This is a genomic window from Thioalkalivibrio denitrificans (genome assembly GCF_002000365.1).
In the GTDB taxonomy this organism is placed as follows: domain Bacteria; phylum Pseudomonadota; class Gammaproteobacteria; order Ectothiorhodospirales; family Ectothiorhodospiraceae; genus Thioalkalivibrio_A; species Thioalkalivibrio_A denitrificans.
Genome location: NZ_MVBK01000036.1, coordinates 2,714 through 19,974, shown reverse-complemented (window position 1 = coordinate 19,974; position 17,261 = coordinate 2,714). Strand labels below are relative to the sequence as shown.

Sequence of the window (17,261 nt, the reverse complement as noted above, 5' to 3'; positions counted from 1 at the left end):
TGCGCCTTTGCGTCGCGGTTTATGCGCGGTTTAATCGTGGTTCCACATCAATGCGTGCCGGACGTTCCTCCCTGCACCTCGTCGATGATCGCCGCGGCCACGACGGCTACGGCCGCGCGGACGCTGGGGGAGAGGCCCTCGCCGTCGGTCATGCGGTCGGGTTCGATGCCGTAGATGGTCAGTTGGGCGGGCAGTTCGCCCAGGCTGCGGGCGAGTTCCACGGCCTCGGCGACACCCATGCCATGGGAGGAGTGGCGCCCGGGCACCGGCAGGGGGGAGTTCGCGGTGAATCGATGGATGCTGCCGGGCGGACCACCGGCGCTGACGGCGTCCACCACGATGACCCGGTCCTGGCCCGACCAGCATGCCATGATCTCGGTCGGCTCCCCGGTGCACTCGGCGACCCGGATTCCAGGGACTTCGGACAGGGCGCGGGCCACCGCGGGGCCCGCCCCGTCGTCGCCGCGCCAGCGATTTCCGACACCGATCACGAGGACCATGCTCATCGGCGCTCGATGGTCAGGTCGAGGAAATGGGTGGAGCAGGAGATGCAGGGATCGTAGTTGCGGATCGCCTGCTCGCAGCGGTGGCGCAACTGGTCGTCGGGGAGATCCAGGTGATTCTGCACGAAGCCGTGCAGGTCCGCCTCGATGCTCGCCTGGTTGACGGATGTCGGCGCCACGATCTTGGCATCGCGGATGATGCCTTCGTCGTCCAGGGTGTAGCGGTGGTAGCAGATGCCCCGGGGGGCCTCGGTGGCGCCGAATCCCGTGCCGGCGCGAGGCGCCGCCTCCACGGCAGAGGCATCGGGCCGCTGGTAGACGTCCAGCAGGCGCAGCGCCTCCTCGAAGGCGAAGGCGATCTCCACGGTGCGCACCAGGATGCTCTTGAAGGGATTGCGGCAGACATCGCCCAGGCCGCTGCGCTGCGCCAGGTCCGAGGCCTGCGGCGTCAGGCGCTCGCGGTTCAGGGCAAAGCGCGCCATGGGGCCCAGGAATGCGGGACGCCCGGTGTCGGTCAGTCGGCTCTGCAACGCCGTGGAATGCACCACGTGGTCCTCCCTGAAGATCCGGTCGTACGCGTTGACCGGCGCGCGAATACCGCTGGTGGAACCCAGTTCCCCATGGGTGATGGGGTACTCGTCCGGGTGGACAAGGGCCACGAACTCATAATCCATCTCGAAGCCCGGGAAGTCCAGCCCGGCGAGGAATTCGCCCGCCTCGCAGGCCGCCTCCAGACCCCAGGCCAGATCCGCGCGCACGCCGGCCAGTTCCTCCGCCGTGGGCGTGCGGTAGAAACCGCCCACCTTGAGATTCACCGGATGCACCTCGCGCCCGCCCACCAGACGCATGAGGGCGTTGCCGATCTTCTTCATGCGCAGGGCGTTGCGCACCAAGTCCGGCTGGTCCCGGGCCATGGTGATGGCGTCCGGATAGCCCAGGAAATCCGGCAGGTGCAGCATGAACACGTGCAGCACGTGGCTCTCGATCCACTCGCCGCAGTAGATCAGGCGGCGGAGCGTCTGCAGCGACCCGTCCACCTTGACGCCGCATACGTCCTCCATCGCGTGGGACGCGCCCATCTGGTAGGCGATGGGGCAGATGCCGCAGATACGCGCGGTGATGTCCGGCGCCTCGCGAAAATCGCGCCCCAGCAGGAAGGCCTCGAAAAAACGCGGCGGCTCGAAAATGGACAGCTTCACTTCCTCCACCCGGTCGCCCTCGGTGCGTACGTAGAGCGCCCCCTCCCCTTCGACCCGGGCGAGGTAGTCAACCTTGATGGTCCGTGTCTCGCTCATGGCGCAGACTCTCCTCGCGGAAGGTGTCGCTGTTGGCATTGAAGGTGCGGTAGACGCGCACGATCTCCTCGCGCTTCATGCCCAGGTGTTCGAGCCACGCCGACAAGGCCGGGGCGTTGGGGGTCTCCTTGGGTCCGAAGCAGCCGTAACAGCCCCGATGACAGCCGGGACACAGGGCGCCGCAACCGGCGTGGGTCACGGGACCGAGGCAGGGCGTGCCGTGGGCCACCATGACGCAGACGTGCCCGGCCCGCTTGCACTCCTCGCACACACTGGACTGCGGAACCTGCGGTCGACGGCCGTAGACGAAGGCATTGATCACCTCCAGCAGCTGAGCCTTGTCGATGGGACAGCCGCGCAACTCGAAGTCCACCGGCACGTGGGCCGCGATGGGATCGGAGGTGGCCAGGGTCTTGATCCAGTCGGGGCGTGCGTAGACCTGGCGCGTGAAGGCCTCCACGTCGGCAAAATTGCGCAGCGCCTGGATGCCCCCCGCCGTGGCACAGGCACCGATGGTGACCAGGTGCCGGGATGCCCGGCGGATCTCGCGGATACGCTCGGCATCGTGGGGCGTGGTGATGGAGCCCTCCACCAGGGAGAGGTCCCAGGGACCCTCCGCCATCGCGCTGCTGGCCTCGGGGAAGTAGGCGATCTGGATGGCGTCTGCCACCGCCAGCAGTTCGTCCTCGCAGCCCAGCAGGGTCAGCTGACAGCCGTCGCAGGAGGCGAACTTCCAGACGGCCAGGGTCGGGCGGCGGGCGCTCACAGCTCGTTCACCCTGAAGGCCGGCTCCATGGCCGGGTAGGGGAACACCGGGCCGTCGCGGCAGACGAAGTGCGGACCGATCTGGCAGTGGCCGCAGAAACCCAGGGCACAGCGCATGCTGCGCTCCATGGACACATGGATGCGCTCGGGGGCGATCCCCCGTCGGTGCAGGGACAGGGCCGAGAAACGCATCATCACCTCGGGGCCGCAGACCATGGCGATCGCGTTGCGCCCGTCGAAGCCGCCCCGGTCGATAAGCTGGGTCACCACCCCCACGTCGCCCTTCCAGTCGGCGGTGCCGCGGTCCACGGTCACGCGCAGATCCAGGTCCGGATTCGCACGCCACTGCTCCAGTTCGTCACGGAAAATCAGATCCCGGGGCGAGCGCGCGCCGTAGCAGACCAGCACACGCCCGAAGGCCTCGCGCCGGGCCAGCACCGCGTGCACCACCGGGCGCAGGGGCGCCAACCCGATGCCGCCCGCCGCCAGCACCAGGTCCCTGCCCTCGGCCGCGGCCACGGGCCATGCGGATCCGAAGGGCCCGCGCAGACCCACCACGTCGCCGGGACCCAGGTCCTGCATGGCGCGGGTGACACTGCCCACGGCGCGGATGGTATGCACCGGTGTGCCGTCGTCGGCCAGGGCGCTGATCGAGATGGCCACCTCTCCGACGCCGAACAGGTACAACATGTTGAACTGTCCCGGCCTGGCGACCGCGGCCTCCCCCGACAGGGGTTCCATGGTCCAGGTGAACACCTCGCCGTCGGCCACCTCGCGGCGAACCTGGCGGATACGCCAGGGCTCCGGGGCCATGGGCTCGTGCGCGGGTTCAGCCGCCGAGACCGACATCGGCATCTCCGTAGATATCCAGGGACTGGAGGCGCGCCGCCTGCAGGCGCTCCACGATCAGCCCGGTGAAACGCTTGAGCAGGGCATACCCCAGTTCCGGGTCATGGTCCATGCGATCTCGCAGCACGGCGGCATCGAAGTGCACCGTGTGCACCGGGGTGATCGCACGGGCGTCGTAATGCCAGCGATAGGGCGGGATCAGCCAGGACCAGCCCAGCATGTCGCCCTCCCCGAGGGTCGCAAAGGTGCGCGCGCCGCGCCCGGGCAGCCGGCTTTCCAGGGCGACGGTACCCGAACGCACCAGGTAGAACGCCTCGGCCGGTTCGTGCTCCCGGAACAGGCAGACATCCGGTTCAAAACTTCGCAGGGCGGCACAGGCCGCCAGCAGCTTCATGTGCGCCTCGCTCAGACCCTCGAAGAAGGGCCGGTCCTTCAGCATCTCCATCAGCTCGTTCATGAATCCCCACCTCCGGCCAGTCCGGCCACCTCCTCGGTGATGTCGATGCCCACCGGGCACCAGGTGATGCAGCGCCCGCAGCCCACGCAACCGGACGTGCCGAACTGATCGTGCCAGGTGGAGAGCTTGTGGCTGAGCCACTGCCGGTAGCGCGCGGCCACCGTTGTGCGGTGGGTACCGCCCACCATGTAGGAATGTTCACCGTTGAAACAGGAATCCCACGTGCGCACCCGCTCGGACACCCGGCCTTCCAGGTCGGGCACCTCCTCCATCTGGGCGCAGAAGCAGGTGGGACACACCAGCGTGCAGTTGGCGCAGGACAGGCAACGCCGCGCGGTCTCCTCCCAGCGGGGGTGCTCCAGGGAACGGGCGATCACATCGCGGGCATTGGTGGGCATGGCCCGACCCATGCGCTGCGGCGCCTCGCGCCAGACGCGCTCCGCCGCGCGACGCTCGGCATCGTCCGCCTCCCGGGGCTCGAGCCTCTGCAGCAGGGCCTCACCTGCCTCTGTGCCCGCCTCCGCCACCAGCACATGCATGCCGCCTTCAATCACCTCGGTGAGCGCCATGTCAAAGCCCGACTTCGCTCTCGGGCCGGTGTCCATGGAAGCACAGAAGCATGTCCCGCCGGGCTCGGCACAGTTCACCGCCACCAGGAACACCCCTTCGCGGCGCGCCCCGTAGGCACGGTCCCGCACCGCCTGCCCCAGAAACACCCGGTCCTGTACATCGATGGCCGCCAGCTCGCAGGGGCGCACGCCGATGAAGGCACGGCGCGGCGGAGAGGGTTCGCCGTTCTCGGTCTCGAACCCGCCATCGTCACGGCGGTGCACCCGCACCAGGGTCTCCCGGGGCGGGAACAGGTATTTCTTCCAGGAATGGGGGCCGACAACGTAACCGAAAAGGGCCTGATCGTCGCGCTGCCAAAGCCGGTAGCGGCCGGGCGCGTGATCGTCGCCCCAGCCCGCCGGCAGGTCGTCCAGGCCGTGGACCCGGTCGTAGACGATGGCCCCCTCGCGGCGCGTGGGTCCCACCACCTCGTAGCCGTCCTCCGACAGCAGGCGGATCAGGGTATCCATCGCCTGGGGAGCGATCACGCGCAAGACACATCTCCGGGAGCGGACTCAGGCAGCCTTGCCTGCACATTAGAATACGGCTCACGAATCCGTCAACGCGGCCAACACCATGCCGACTGGGTCGATTCCCGGTTTCCGTGTGGAGGACGGCGCTCCGTTCTTGGGAGATATTGCTCGATCTTCGGATGGGAACGCAGAGGGCGCAGAGACGCAGAGGACGCAGAGGTTCTTTCGAAGAACTACAAGAACATCTCTGCGTCCTCTGCGTCTCTGCGCCCTCTGCGATTAATCACCTGAATATGTCTTGGCAAGCAGACCCGTTGGGGGTCACTACTCACGCTTCCCACCCTGAGCACTGAAAACACAAAAGAAGCGTCCCCGGAGTAAACCCCGGGGGAGGATCCGAAAGGGGTGTTTGGGGACGAAGAGGGGTTGCTGGAGAAGTAGAGTTCAACGTTTCCAATGGGCAACAAGGCCGCCCATGCATCGTCCGGCGAGTCGGCACTCCTGCCTCTGGCACTCGTACCGTTCATCCGTGCCGAAGCACGGCGTCTCACCGCAGGCCGCCTGCAGACGCCGAATCTCGGCGCCGGTCAGCACCCGGGGATTGAGGATTCCAGTGGCGCTCCGCTGCAGCGCTGTGGATGGGCCCCTGTTCATGGCAGCCACCTCCTCAAACCCGATGACACGATGCCAGTCTAACGATGCCGCCCAGCGCTTCCTTGACCCCGGTCAATAAAGATTCCGAATCGCTTTTCTGATGCCGTGGACGCCTACGCATGAATGGAGGTTTGGAATGACTCGACTTGAAGCCGGGTGAGAAACGCAGAGGTCGCAGAGACGCAGAGGACGCAAAGAAATCTCTTTTGTACTTATTCCAAAAACCTCTGCGTCCTCTGCGTCTCTGCGTTACCCGCAACAACTACACCCTCTCTGACTGAACCAGATGCAGGCGGTTGCGGATGTAGCTGTAGTAGAGCAGCGGGATCACGATCAGGGTCAGCACCGTGGAAACGAGGATGCCGAAGATCAGGGAGATGGCAAGACCGCTGAAGATCGGATCGTCGATGATGAAGCCGGCGCCCACCATGGCGGCGAGGCCAGTGAGCACGATGGGCTTGGCGCGCACCGCACCGGCGCGGATCACGGCATCCTCCACCGCGGCGCCGCGGCGCAGTTCATCGTTGATGAAGTCCACCAGCAGGATGGAGTTGCGCACGATGATGCCGGCCAGGGCGATCATGCCGATCATGGACGTGGCGGTGAACTTCGCGTCCATGACGAAGGCATCCATCAGGGCATGGCCGGGCATGACGCCGATCACGGTGAGCGGAATCGGCGCCATGATGATCAGCGGCACCATGTAGGAGCGGAACTGCGCCACCACCAGCAGATAGATGAGCACGAGACCCACCGAGTAGGCGATGCCCATGTCACGGAATGTTTCGTAGGTGACCTGCCATTCGCCGTCCCACTTGATGCTGTAGAAGTACGGATCATCCGGCTGGGCGATGAAGTACTGCTGCAGGGTCCTGCCAAACGCGAGCGGCAGGTCGCGCAGCTGGAACACCATGTCGAACATGCCGTACAGCGGGCTGTCCAGATCGCCGGCCATGTCGCCCGTGACATACACTACCGGCAGCAGGTCCTTGTGATGGATGGAGTACTCGCGCGTGGCGTCCACCACCCGGACCAGTTCGGACAGGGACACCAGGGTGCCATCGCGCGAACGCACCCTGAGCGCGAGCACGGACTCGACGTCCGCCTTGTCGGCGACATCGAACTCCAGGCGCACGGGCACCGCGTACTTCACGTCCACACCGTACAGGTAGGTGGCGTCGTCGCCGCCGAGCACGGCGTTCACGGCATCCACCACCGCGTGCTGGGAGACACCGAGCAGCGCCGCGCGCTGGCGGTCCACCTCCAGGATCAGCCGCGGCCCCGGATACTCGACGCTGTCGTCCACGTCGACGATCCCGTCGGTGGCCTCGAACAGTTCCCTGAGCTGCCTGGCCACCTCGATCTGGCCGTCGTAATCCAGTCCGTACACCTCGGCGACGATAGGAGAAAGCACCGGCGGCCCCGGCGGGACTTCCACCACCTTGACCGAGGCGTCATACCGCGCGGCAATCTCGCGCAGCGGTTCGCGCACGGACAGGGCGATCTCGTGGCTCTTGCGCCTGCGCTCATCGGCGTGCATCAGGTTCACCTGGATATCGCCCATGTGCGCCTCTTCACGCAGGTAGTACTGGCGGACCAGGCCGTTGAAATTGATGGGTGCGGCGGTACCGGCGTAGATCTGGTAATCGGTCACTTCCGGTACCGTGGCCAGATAGGCACCCATCTCGTGCAGCACCCGGTTGGTCTGCTCGAGGCTCGTGCCCTCGCGCATGTCGAGCACCACCTGGAACTCGGACTTGTCGTCGAACGGCAGCATCTTGAGCACTACCGCCTGGAAGTAGGCCAGCGACATGGAAGCGAGGATCAGCACCACCATGCCACCATACAGACCCCAGCGCCGCACCCGGGCCTTGTCGCCGCGCAGGAAGGGCCCCATGCTGCGCTCGGACAGCGTCATCAGCCAGCCGCTGGCCTCCTCGCCGTGACCCTCGGGCGCCTTGCCGCCTTCCGCGGGCGGACGCGCCTCGGCGTGACGGCGCAGCATCTTGTACGTCATCCAGGGTGTCACCACGTAGGCCACCGCCAGTGAGATGATCATCCCCATGCTGGCATTGATGGGAATGGGGCTCATGTAAGGGCCCATGAGGCCGGTGACAAACGCCATGGGCAGCAGCGCGGCGATGACCGTGAACGTGGCGAGGATGGTCGGCCCGCCCACCTCGTCCACGGCCAGCGGGATGGCCTCCAGCAGTTTCTTCTTGCCCATCTGCATGTGCCGGTGGATGTTCTCCACCACCACGATGGCGTCGTCCACCAGGATGCCGATGGAGAAGATCAGCGCGAACAGGGACACGCGGTTCAAGGTGAACCCGTAGGCCCATGACGCGAACAGCGTGGCGGCCAGCGTGATGACCACGGCCGTGCCCACGATGAAGGCCTCGCGCCAGCCGAGGGCCAGCCACACGAGAAGCACCACCGAGCCGGTGGCGAGAATGAGCTTCTGGATGAGCGTGCGGGCCTTGTCGTCTGCGGTCACCCCGTAGTTGCGCGTGATGGTGGTGTTCACGCCCTCGGGGATGAACGTGCCGCGCAACTGCTCCAGGCGCTCGACGATGTGGTCGGCGATGTCCACCGCGTTGGTGCCCGGCTGCTTGGCGATGGCCAGGGTCACCGCCGGCTGGGTCGTCGCACCTGCCGAAGTCCCCACGGCTGCGGCGCCCAGACCGAAACGGACGTAGTTGTCCGGCGGCGCCGGCCCGTGGCGCACGTCCGCCACGTCCGACAGGTACACGGGCCGACCGTCACGCACGCCCACCACCAGCTCCGCGATCTCGTCCGCGCTGGTCATGAAGGTGCCCGCCTGCACCGGGATCTCCAGGTTGTCGCGCACCAGGGCACCCGCGTCGCGGGAGAAGTTGCTGGCCTGCAGCGCGCTGCGCAGCTCGTCCACGCCGATGCCGTAGCCGGCGATGCGCTGGGGGTCGAGCACCACGTGCACCACGTGATCGGGGCCCCCGATGGTGTAGATGTCCCGCGTACCGGGCACGCGCTTGAGTTCGGTCTCCAGGGCGTGGGACACGCGCAGCAGTTCATGGGCCCCGCGGGCCTCGTCCTCGGTCCACAGCGTGACCGCCACGATGGGCACGTCGTCGATGCCCCGCGGCTTGATGATGGGCTGACCGACGCCGAGACCCTGGGGCAACCAGTCCTGGTTGGAGAAGATCTGGTTGTAGAGGCGCACGATCGCCTCGGTGCGATCCTCCCCCACCTTGAACTGCACCGTGATGACGGACATGCCGGGCCGGGACACGGAATAGACGTGCTCCAGTCCCTCGATCTCCGAGAGCACCTGCTCCGCCGGGGAGCTCACCAGCTGCGCGACCTCGCGCGCCGTGGCCCCGGGGAAGGGGATGAACACGTTGGCGAAGGTGACGTTGATCTGGGGCTCTTCCTCGCGCGGCGTGACGAGCACGGCGAACAGGCCCAGCAGCAGGCCCACCAGGGCCAACAGGGGAGTGATCTCGGAGGTCAGGAACTGTTTCGCGATGCGGCCCGAGATGCCCATCCGTTCATCGCTCATCGGGCCGCCTCCTGCTGCTCCTTCAGGTACAGGGTGGCGTGCACCGGATCCACCGCCACGTGCTCACCCTCATCGAGCCCGGCGAGCACCTCGATCATGTCGTCCTCCTGGGGCCGGCCGATGCGCACCTGGCGCAGGCTCACGCGCCCGGTGTCGTCCACTACGTAAACACCGACCATTTCACCCCGGTGCACCACGGCACTCTCGGGCACCAGCAGGCGCTCGCGCTCGCCGACCGCAAAGGCCACCTTCACGAACATGCCGGGAAACAGATCCGGGATGCCGGGTGGCAGCTGCACACGCACACGAAACGTGTTGGTTCCCGGATCGGCGTAGGGGAAGAAGGTCAGATCCTCGCCCTGTACCGGCGTCTCGCCGTCATGAAACACCCGGGCCCGACCCAGTTGGCGGACCACTGCAATCTGGCGCTGGGGCACCTCCGCGGTCACGCGCAGGAGTTCCAGCGAGATACCGGCCATCAGGGGCTGTCCCGGACTCACGCTCTCGCCCACCTCCACGAAGCGTTCGGTGACAATGCCGGCGTAAGGGGCACGAATACGCGTGTGCTCCAGCTGTTCCTCCGCCCCGGCCACGGCGGCGCGCGCCGCCTCCAGGCGGGCCCGGGCCGAATCGCGCGCCGCGGTGGCGCGATCCATCTCGGCACGCGACACCAGCTGGCGCTCGAAGATGCCCCGGATGCGCTCATACTCCGTCTGCGCCTCGGCGAAACGCGCCTCCGCCTCGCGCAACGCCGCACTGGCCTGGTCGAGCCGCGCCCGCTGTTCCGTGTCGCGCAGGCGGACGATCACCGAGCCCTCCTCCACGAAATCGTCCACGTCGTACATCAGTTCAACGATGCGCCCGCTGGTCTGCGCCGACACTGTTGCTCGATGCACCGCCTCCACGCGTCCGTCAAGCACCTGCTCGTGAACCGTCAACCGGCGCTCGGCAGGTGCGGTCTCGAAGGGCAGCGCCGCCGGAACGGTTTGCGCCCAGAACCCCGCCGCCAGCAGTGACACGATGGCAATATGCCGCTTGAACGACCTTTCCATGGGTGACCCCCGTTGCATGGTCTCCGTGCCGCGACGGCCGGGAGACATGAATATTAGCTTTTTCTAATATATAGCCATCAGGCCCGCCGGACAAGCGTCCCGCCCGTATCCCCGCGATCCCCGTTGACCGCCTGATCCGTCGCACACCGCTGCCCGTCGGATGTCCCTCCCGCATCGGTGACAGACCCGGCCCTCTGCAAGTATAAGAAAAGCACCGGAGAGGACCTCCTGTGGCGATGCGTATCGGCCCACATCCGGGGCGGATCCCGGCGGGCGCTGCACGACCCCGCACCGATCCCTCCCGACGGCCGGACAGGATCAGACCCATGCACGGGGCCCCCGGATCGATTCTGTTAAGCTTGGAGGCCGAGAGCCTTGAGGAGTCCGTTGCCCATGCGATGCATCCCCATCACGCGCGCCCTGCCCCTGGCGATTCTCGCCTTCGTCCTGGCGGCGGCTGTCCCCCTTGCCCCCATCCTGGCCCAGGACGTCATGTACCGATGGACGGACGAACAGGGCGTTGTCCATTATGGCCAGGTGCCGCCCTCTGGTGTGGACGCCCAGCGTATCACCACCGCCGCACCCCGTGGTGACGGTGCGCCCCAGCAACGGCTCGAAAGGGCAATGGGAGACATGGAGCAGCGCCAGGATCAGGCCCGTTCCGAGCAGGAGGAACGGGAACGGCGCGAAGCATCCGAGCGCATCCGCGCGGAGAACTGCGAACGGGCCCGCCGCAACCTGGAGACCCTGACGGAACGAGGCGGCCGCGTCACCATCCGGGAGAATGACCAGTACCGCGTCCTGGATGAGGACGAGCGCCAGGCCAGGATCGACGAGACGCGCGCACACATACAGGAATTCTGCCGCGACTGACACAGCACCGAAAGGACGGACCACCCCATGCCGTTGCTGAGCATCGAGACCAACCAGGCTGTGGACGATGGTGCCGTCGCCAGGCTGCTGGAGACTGCCTCCCGGGCACTGGCCGAGCGGCTCGGGAAGCCGGAACGCTATGTCATGGTGCGCTTCAACCGCAATCCGGACATGCTGTTCGCCGGCGAGGACACCGCCCTCGCCTACCTGGAAGTGAAGAGCATCGGCCTGTCCGACTCCCAGACCGGCGACCTCTCCGCCATGCTGTGCGACCTGCTCGAGCAGGAACTCCAGATCCCGCGCGACCGCGTCTACATTGAATTCTCCAACGCGCCCCGTAAGCTCTGGGGCTGGAACGGCGGTACGTTCTAGATAGTTTTAGCCACAGAGGTCACAGAGGTCACAGAGAAAAGCCAATTCCCGCCCGGCCCATGGGCCGGGCGGGAATATGGTTGTTTTGGTTTTCACTCTGTGACCTCTGTGCCCTCTGTGGCAAATTAAGTTTTCCGAACCCACGAATTCACCACTTCAACGAGCACACATGCGCGCCTCCCGATTCCCGCTTGCCACCCTCAAGGAAACCCCCGCCGACGCGGAGGTGATCAGCCACCAGCTCATGCTGCGGGCCGGCATGATCCGCCGGCTGGCCTCCGGACTCTACACATGGACTCCGTTGGGCCTGCGCGTACTGCGCCGGGTGGAGACCATCGTGCGCGAGGAGATGGACCGGGCCGGGGCCCTGGAACTCCTAATGCCGGCGATACAGCCGGCGGAGCTCTGGCAGGAGTCCGGACGCTGGGAACAATACGGACCCGAACTGCTGCGCATCCGGGACCGCCACGATCGGGATTTCTGCTTCGGACCGACCCACGAGGAGGTGATCACCGACTTCGTGCGCCGGGAGGTGAAGAGCTACCGGCAGCTGCCGGTCAACTACTACCAGATCCAGACCAAGTTCCGCGACGAGATCCGCCCGCGCTTCGGCGTGATGCGTGCCCGCGAGTTCCTGATGAAGGATGCCTACTCCTTTCACACGGATGAGGACAGCCTGCGCGAGACCTACGACGCCATGTACGAGGCCTACAGCCGCACTTTCCGCCGCTGCGGTCTCGACTTTCGCGCCGTGCTGGCGGATACCGGCGCCATCGGCGGCAGTGCCTCCCACGAATTCCATGTGCTGGCCGATTCCGGCGAGGATGCCATCGCCTTCTCCGACGCAGGTGAATACGCAGCCAACGTGGAACTGGCGGAGGCGGTTGCGCCGCAAGGCGGGGATGTCGCGCCGACCGAGGACCTGCGCGTGGTGGACACACCGGACGCACGCACCATCGCGGACCTCGTGTCGCAGTTCGGCGTGCCCGTGGAAAAGACCGTGAAGACCCTGGTGGTCGCCGCGGCGGACGAATCGGGCGCACCGCTCATCGCGCTGCTCGTGCGCGGCGACCACGAACTCAACGCGGTGAAGGCAGAGAAGCTGCCGCAGGTGGCCAACCCTCTGCGCATGGCCGGCGAGGAAGAGATCCGCGCGGCCATCGGCGCGGGTCCGGGCTCGCTGGGTCCCGTGGGGCTGCCCATCCCCTGCGTGGTGGACCGGGCCGTGGCGCTCATGAGCGACTTCACGGCGGGCGCCAACATCGACGGCAAGCACCACTTCGGCATCAACTGGAACCGTGACGTGCCGCTGCCGGAAGTGGCCGACATCCGCAACGTGACCGCCGGTGATCCCAGCCCCGACGGGAAGGGCCGCCTGCAGATCCGCCGCGGCATCGAGGTGGGCCACATCTTCCAGCTCGGACGCAAGTACAGCGAGGCCATGAATACCACCGTGCTCGACGAGCAGGGGCGCACGCTGGTGGTCACCATGGGTTGCTACGGCATCGGCGTCTCCCGGGTCGTGGCCGCCGCCATCGAGCAGAACCACGACGCTCAGGGCATCATCTGGCCCGATGCCCTGGCCCCCTTCACCGTGGCCCTCTGCCCAATCAACGCCGCGAAGTCACAGCGCTTGCGCGAGGCCGCCGATGCCCTCTATGAGCAACTGCTGTCCCGCGGCATCGACGTGCTCTATGACGACCGCGGGCTGCGTCCCGGTGCCATGTTCGCCGACATGGAACTGATCGGCATCCCCCACCGGCTCGTGCTCGGCGAGCGCGGCCTGGATGCGGGCGAGATCGAGTACAAGGGCAGAAGGGATGAAGAGGCCACGATGGTGGCTATGGATGGGCTGGAGGAGTTCTTAAGGAAGAAGCTGCAAGGATGAGCAGGAAGTGCGAATTGGGAATTGGGAAGTGGGAATGAAACCACCCCCTCCCCGGCCCTCCCCCTGAGGGGGAGGGAGTTCTTAACTTCCGACTTCCCAATTCCTACTTCGCACTTCCTGTTCCCACTTCCCAATTCCTACTTCGCACTTGAAGAGAGACTTGCCATCAACGTGCTGATCGCGCGGTCAAAGACCGGCACGTCCTCGATCAGGCGGGCGCGGCCTTCACGGAACTCGGTGGCCAGGGCCGGTACGGTCAGCTCCCTGACCTTCAACCCCTGCCGGTTGACGAAGAAGTACTTGCCGCTGATCAGGCTCTTCCACGAGAGCTTCACCCGGGACGGGTTGCCGTCCTCGTCCCGCAACTCCAGCCAGGTCCCCTCTTCCAGCTCACGTGCGGTCAGCAGGTGCAGGTCTTCGGCATCCTCTATCGCACCGTCACCCACGACCACTTCGTCATAGACCTTGAAGCGGCCCTCGGAGATGAGCTGATTGATCTCCGCCACCTTGCGGGCCATGAAGGACTTGCCGTCCTGGACCTCTTCCGTATCGACCTCGGACATCGACGGCGCGGACACCGGATCAGGATCCGGTTCCGCAGACAGGACCACATCGGCAGTCGGCTCCATCACCTCATCGACAACGGCGGCGTCGGATCCGGCCTCGGGCGCGTCGGTCCGTACGTCGCGCGGGACGTCCACGTCCAGGTTCATCTCCGGATCACGCACCAGGCGTGCATGCTCGCCGGAAAGTACCGCGAATATGCCGTCCTGTTCTTCCTGAGTGCAGGACATTCGCGTCATGCCCTCCTGCAACGCGCGCAGCAGCGATGGCAGCAGGTCGGTGAGCTGCTCACGCTCCGCGGCGGTCGGTTTGGGCAACAGGCTCCACACCAGCAGCGAAGCCACGTTCAGTGCCTTCTGCCAGAGCTTGCCGTGCTGTCCGTCCTTCAGGTAGATCAGCACCAACAGGTCCTTCCAGGTGGTGCGCAGCAGATTGTCCACCACCTCGGGGAGCTGCTGCTCCTCCACAACGCGGCTGATGGCCTCCTCGGCCACGGCCTTGGCGACACGCAGGTGCTCCCTGCCCTGGGCCGCCAGGGCGCTGTGTTCCTCGCGCTGGGCGGCGCGCTCCGCCTGTTCGTGGGACCACTCCAGGAACGCCTCCAGTTCCTGCTCGAAGATGCTGACGTCGCCGTCGAAGTTCTCCAGCAGGCGATCCACCATCGACCCGATACGGGTACGCAGACCGTCCTCGCGTTCCTCGGCCTCGGTCCAGCCGATACCGGCCCGAGTCAGTTCGTTGAGCAGGCGTCGCGCAGGATGCTTCTTGCGGTTGAAGAATCCCCGATCGGCGATCGCCACCCTCAGCACCGGGATCTGCAAGCGCCCGATCAATTCCTTGATGGGGGCCGGCAGTGCCGGATCCTCGAAGATGAAGTCGAACAACATGGCCACGATATCAATGGCCGTCTCGTCCATCCGATTGAGCGCGACGCCGGTGGAATCCCCGCCATTGACGGCGGCAAGCACGGCATCCTTGAGCTGGGCGCCGGAATAGATCCCGCCTGCGGGCACCACGGCAGGAATGCGACCGAGCGCCCCCGAGACCAGGGAACGGTCCACCAGGTTGACGCCGGGAGGCAGGGGCACCCCCCCCTGACCCGAGAGGTGCTGCAGCAGCGTGAGCAGTTCGTTGCCGTCGCCCGCCTCGTCGCCATCGGGCAGGACTGTCGATTCGCCGTCCGACCGGGCACCGCGACGCCCACCCTGCCCCGGCACCACGGTGGAGCGGGTGCGAAGCTCCGGCAGCACACCCATCTCTGCCAGTTCGTGATTGAGTTCATGGTAGAGGCCATGCAGCTCGCCGACCACGTACTTGTCGAAGAGCTTGTAAATGATCAGCCGCACCTGCAGGTTCACATCCAGCACCTTCATGGCACTGCGGAAGGCCTCGCACAGGGCGGACGGCGACAGCGGATGCGCATCCTCGGCCAGTTTGGGACGGTCCAGCGCCACGGCCAGGCGGCGGGTCAGCGCGTAAATCTCGCTTTCATTGATCCGGTTCGCCTTGGAGATCATGCCTTCCATGGCGAGGTTCTCTTCCAGTTCGTCATCCTCGACCAGGGACAACTCCATCTCGGCGGCGGCCGACCTGGCGCTGCGCGCGGGCCCGCTGCGCAGAAACTCGTCGAACACCCGAGAGATCTGCATCGGGTACTCGCTCTCAATGGTGGAGCGCCGGCGCCGAACCTCGCGCATGGCATCGAAATACTCGCTCTGGGAGCGGTTGTCCTCCGCCTGCTCCGCCAGCTTGAAGAGCGCGTCATCCGTATTGTCCAGCATCTCCTTGAGACAACGCTGCACGTGGGCCGTGGTCACGTTGCGACAGCGTCCGACGATCTGCAGCGCCGAACCCGCAGACTCGCGGCGGGGCGCGCCACTGAAGGGAACGACGTTCTCACTCACCGGATCATTCATAAACGCACTCCGCGGGACAGGGCCCGACGCCGCCCGGCATCGTGCCTGTCGCTCGAACAAGTTGACTTGCGGATCTTATAGCCCATAGTGTTTCATGAAGGCCACAGGGCATTTTCTGAAAGCGTGGGGTCGTTCAAACTTATGAACTCGGTTTCCGACAAAAGGCAGGAAATCCGGGCGTTACTGGCAGACGTTTCGGCCCTCGTTTCACCGCCCGAAATTGTGATCAGGCTGCGTCAAGCGATTGACGCTCAGGACAGTACGTCCGAAAGCCTCGCGGCCATTGTGATGCAGGATCCCAACCTCTCTGCGCGCATACTGCATATCGCCAACTCGGCGATGTACGGTCTGAACCACAGGGTCGAGACGGTGAGCCGGGCCATCTCCATCATCGGCCAGCGCGCGCTCTATCACCTGGCCCTGGCTGTCACCGCTTCGCAGACGTTCTCCAAGCTGCCCAGCGAACTGGTCAACGTTGCCGTCTTCTGGCGCCATAGCGTATTCACCGCGCTGATTGCCCGAAATCTTGCCCAGCGTTGCCACGTGCTGCACCCAGAGCGCCTGTTCGTGGCGGGTCTGCTGCACGACCTCGGCAGCCTGGTGCTCTATCAGCGCTACCCGGACATCCTCAGGGAATCGTTGCTCACTGCCCGGGGCAACGAGGACGTGGTGGCCCAGCAGGAGCGCGAACTGATCGGCTTCGACCATGCGGAGGTGGGTGGTGCCCTGCTGGAGCTCTGGGGCCTGCCGGAAAGTCTTCAGCAGGCCGTGGCGTTTCATCATCGTCCCGGCGCCGCGGCCAACACCATCGAGGTGGCCATCGTGCACATGGCGGACACCCTGGCCAACCGTACGGACCAGGGCAGCGCCAGCGAGTTCGGCGCCTACGCCAGCCTGCCGCACCCGGGCACCTGGAAGACCCTGGGCCTGGACGAAAGCATCACGGACGACATATGGAAGGACGTGAATCTGCAGTTCATGGAGACACTGCATGTGATTCTGCCGCAGGCGCGGAATTGAACTGCGATTCAAAATTCAATATTCAAGATTCAATGGGGTGGGTATGGGGCTCCGATGCCTGAATGGGCACGCCGTCACCCTTGAATCTTGAATGTTGAATCTTGAATCCCCGCCTGCTTCAGGCCACCCGGAATCCCCCTGCCACCGGCCCCGGATAATCCTCCACGGCAACATCATCCACCTGCGCGGCGGGCGGCCCTTTCCATAGCCAGGCCTCCAGTTCCCGTACCTGGTCGCAGGACCCTGACGCCACCACCTCCACCCGTCCGTCACGCAGGTTCTTCGCATACCCGGACAGTCCGAGGCGTTCCGCCTCCCGTCGCGTGGAGGCACGAAAGAACACGCCCTGGACCAGTCCACTGACCAGAAAACGTCGCGTGCATTGCTCGGAAGCGGTGGATGACATTGGAGTTTGTCAGTTGTCAGTTGT

Annotated in this window: 15 protein-coding genes; 4 read left to right on the top strand and 11 right to left on the bottom strand. The window is 65.8% G+C overall.

Annotated elements, in window-relative coordinates; all coding sequences use genetic code 11:
• Positions 1–47: 47 nt before the first annotated feature.
• The 9 genes from B1C78_RS06410 to B1C78_RS06370 form a co-directional block, all read right to left on the bottom strand.
• Positions 48–506 carry a hydrogenase maturation protease gene (locus tag B1C78_RS06410; protein ID WP_139349826.1) on the bottom strand — a complete coding sequence of 153 codons (459 nt, stop codon included), beginning with the start codon at positions 504–506 and terminating at the stop codon, positions 48–50.
• Complete coding sequence (locus tag B1C78_RS06405) at positions 503–1,798, bottom strand: Ni/Fe hydrogenase subunit alpha (protein WP_077278326.1); 1,296 nt, start codon at positions 1,796–1,798, stop codon at positions 503–505. The genes B1C78_RS06410 and B1C78_RS06405 overlap by 4 nt, the downstream gene beginning before the upstream one ends.
• Positions 1,770–2,564 carry an NADH-quinone oxidoreductase subunit B family protein gene (locus B1C78_RS06400; RefSeq protein ID WP_077278325.1) on the bottom strand — a complete coding sequence of 265 codons (795 nt, stop codon included), beginning with the start codon at positions 2,562–2,564 and terminating at the stop codon, positions 1,770–1,772. Before B1C78_RS06400 ends, B1C78_RS06405 begins: the two co-directional genes overlap by 29 nt.
• Positions 2,561–3,412 carry an FAD/NAD(P)-binding protein gene (locus B1C78_RS06395; RefSeq protein ID WP_077278324.1) on the bottom strand — a complete coding sequence of 284 codons (852 nt, stop codon included), beginning with the start codon at positions 3,410–3,412 and terminating at the stop codon, positions 2,561–2,563. The genes B1C78_RS06400 and B1C78_RS06395 overlap by 4 nt, the downstream gene beginning before the upstream one ends.
• Positions 3,393–3,869 carry a cyclic nucleotide-binding domain-containing protein gene (locus tag B1C78_RS06390; protein WP_077278323.1) on the bottom strand — a complete coding sequence of 159 codons (477 nt, stop codon included), beginning with the start codon at positions 3,867–3,869 and terminating at the stop codon, positions 3,393–3,395. The genes B1C78_RS06395 and B1C78_RS06390 overlap by 20 nt, the downstream gene beginning before the upstream one ends.
• Positions 3,866–4,972: a 4Fe-4S dicluster domain-containing protein gene (locus B1C78_RS06385; protein ID WP_077278322.1), complete on the bottom strand. Its 1,107-nt coding sequence runs from the start codon at positions 4,970–4,972 to the stop codon at positions 3,866–3,868. The genes B1C78_RS06390 and B1C78_RS06385 overlap by 4 nt, the downstream gene beginning before the upstream one ends.
• A 423-nt stretch (positions 4,973–5,395) precedes the next feature.
• Positions 5,396–5,605 (bottom strand): hypothetical protein, encoded by a 210-nt coding sequence (locus tag B1C78_RS06380; protein WP_077278321.1) that lies wholly within the window; start codon positions 5,603–5,605, stop codon positions 5,396–5,398.
• A 262-nt stretch (positions 5,606–5,867) separates the two neighbouring features.
• Positions 5,868–9,146: an efflux RND transporter permease subunit gene (locus B1C78_RS06375; protein WP_077278320.1), complete on the bottom strand. Its 3,279-nt coding sequence runs from the start codon at positions 9,144–9,146 to the stop codon at positions 5,868–5,870.
• On the bottom strand, positions 9,143–10,198 hold the full coding sequence (locus tag B1C78_RS06370; RefSeq protein ID WP_077278319.1) for an efflux RND transporter periplasmic adaptor subunit: 1,056 nt from the start codon (positions 10,196–10,198) through the stop codon (positions 9,143–9,145). Before B1C78_RS06370 ends, B1C78_RS06375 begins: the two co-directional genes overlap by 4 nt.
• A gap of 393 nt (positions 10,199–10,591) precedes the next feature.
• Here B1C78_RS06370 and B1C78_RS06365 point away from each other — a divergent pair, with 393 nt between their 5' ends.
• The 3 genes from B1C78_RS06365 (at position 10,592) to B1C78_RS06355 (ending at position 13,331) form a co-directional block, all read left to right on the top strand.
• Positions 10,592–11,071 (top strand): DUF4124 domain-containing protein, encoded by a 480-nt coding sequence (locus B1C78_RS06365; RefSeq protein ID WP_077278318.1) that lies wholly within the window; start codon positions 10,592–10,594, stop codon positions 11,069–11,071.
• Positions 11,072–11,098: 27 nt separating this feature from the next.
• Positions 11,099–11,443 carry a phenylpyruvate tautomerase MIF-related protein gene (locus B1C78_RS06360; RefSeq protein WP_077278317.1) on the top strand — a complete coding sequence of 115 codons (345 nt, stop codon included), beginning with the start codon at positions 11,099–11,101 and terminating at the stop codon, positions 11,441–11,443.
• A 169-nt stretch (positions 11,444–11,612) separates the two neighbouring features.
• Entirely contained in the window at positions 11,613–13,331 is a 1,719-nt protein-coding gene (locus B1C78_RS06355) for a proline--tRNA ligase (RefSeq protein ID WP_077278316.1), read from the top strand.
• 137 nt (positions 13,332–13,468) lie between these two features.
• Here the strand turns inward: B1C78_RS06355 and B1C78_RS06350 are convergent, their stop codons facing one another.
• Entirely contained in the window at positions 13,469–15,811 is a 2,343-nt protein-coding gene (locus B1C78_RS06350) for a DUF1631 domain-containing protein (RefSeq protein WP_077278315.1), read from the bottom strand.
• Positions 15,812–15,952: 141 nt separating this feature from the next.
• Here B1C78_RS06350 and B1C78_RS06345 point away from each other — a divergent pair, with 141 nt between their 5' ends.
• Entirely contained in the window at positions 15,953–16,831 is an 879-nt protein-coding gene (locus B1C78_RS06345; protein WP_077278314.1) for an HDOD domain-containing protein, read from the top strand.
• Positions 16,832–16,949: 118 nt separating this feature from the next.
• Here the strand turns inward: B1C78_RS06345 and B1C78_RS06340 are convergent, their stop codons facing one another.
• Positions 16,950–17,237, bottom strand: coding sequence for an acylphosphatase (locus B1C78_RS06340; RefSeq protein ID WP_077278313.1), 288 nt, complete (start codon positions 17,235–17,237; stop codon positions 16,950–16,952).
• Positions 17,238–17,261 lie beyond the last annotated feature (24 nt).

Coding starts and splice junctions, on each gene's coding strand:
- B1C78_RS06410 (WP_139349826.1), bottom strand. CDS start 506: ATGAGCATGGTCCTCGTGATCGGTGTCGGAAATCGCTGGCGCGGCGAC.
- B1C78_RS06405 (WP_077278326.1), bottom strand. CDS start 1,798: ATGAGCGAGACACGGACCATCAAGGTTGACTACCTCGCCCGGGTCGAA.
- B1C78_RS06395 (WP_077278324.1), bottom strand. CDS start 3,412: ATGTCGGTCTCGGCGGCTGAACCCGCGCACGAGCCCATGGCCCCGGAG.
- B1C78_RS06390 (WP_077278323.1), bottom strand. CDS start 3,869: ATGAACGAGCTGATGGAGATGCTGAAGGACCGGCCCTTCTTCGAGGGT.
- B1C78_RS06380 (WP_077278321.1), bottom strand. CDS start 5,605: ATGAACAGGGGCCCATCCACAGCGCTGCAGCGGAGCGCCACTGGAATC.
- B1C78_RS06375 (WP_077278320.1), bottom strand. CDS start 9,146: ATGAGCGATGAACGGATGGGCATCTCGGGCCGCATCGCGAAACAGTTC.
- B1C78_RS06370 (WP_077278319.1), bottom strand. CDS start 10,198: ATGGAAAGGTCGTTCAAGCGGCATATTGCCATCGTGTCACTGCTGGCG.
- B1C78_RS06365 (WP_077278318.1), top strand. CDS start 10,592: ATGCGATGCATCCCCATCACGCGCGCCCTGCCCCTGGCGATTCTCGCC.
- B1C78_RS06360 (WP_077278317.1), top strand. CDS start 11,099: ATGCCGTTGCTGAGCATCGAGACCAACCAGGCTGTGGACGATGGTGCC.
- B1C78_RS06355 (WP_077278316.1), top strand. CDS start 11,613: ATGCGCGCCTCCCGATTCCCGCTTGCCACCCTCAAGGAAACCCCCGCC.
- B1C78_RS06350 (WP_077278315.1), bottom strand. CDS start 15,811: ATGAATGATCCGGTGAGTGAGAACGTCGTTCCCTTCAGTGGCGCGCCC.
- B1C78_RS06345 (WP_077278314.1), top strand. CDS start 15,953: ATGAACTCGGTTTCCGACAAAAGGCAGGAAATCCGGGCGTTACTGGCA.
- B1C78_RS06340 (WP_077278313.1), bottom strand. CDS start 17,237: ATGTCATCCACCGCTTCCGAGCAATGCACGCGACGTTTTCTGGTCAGT.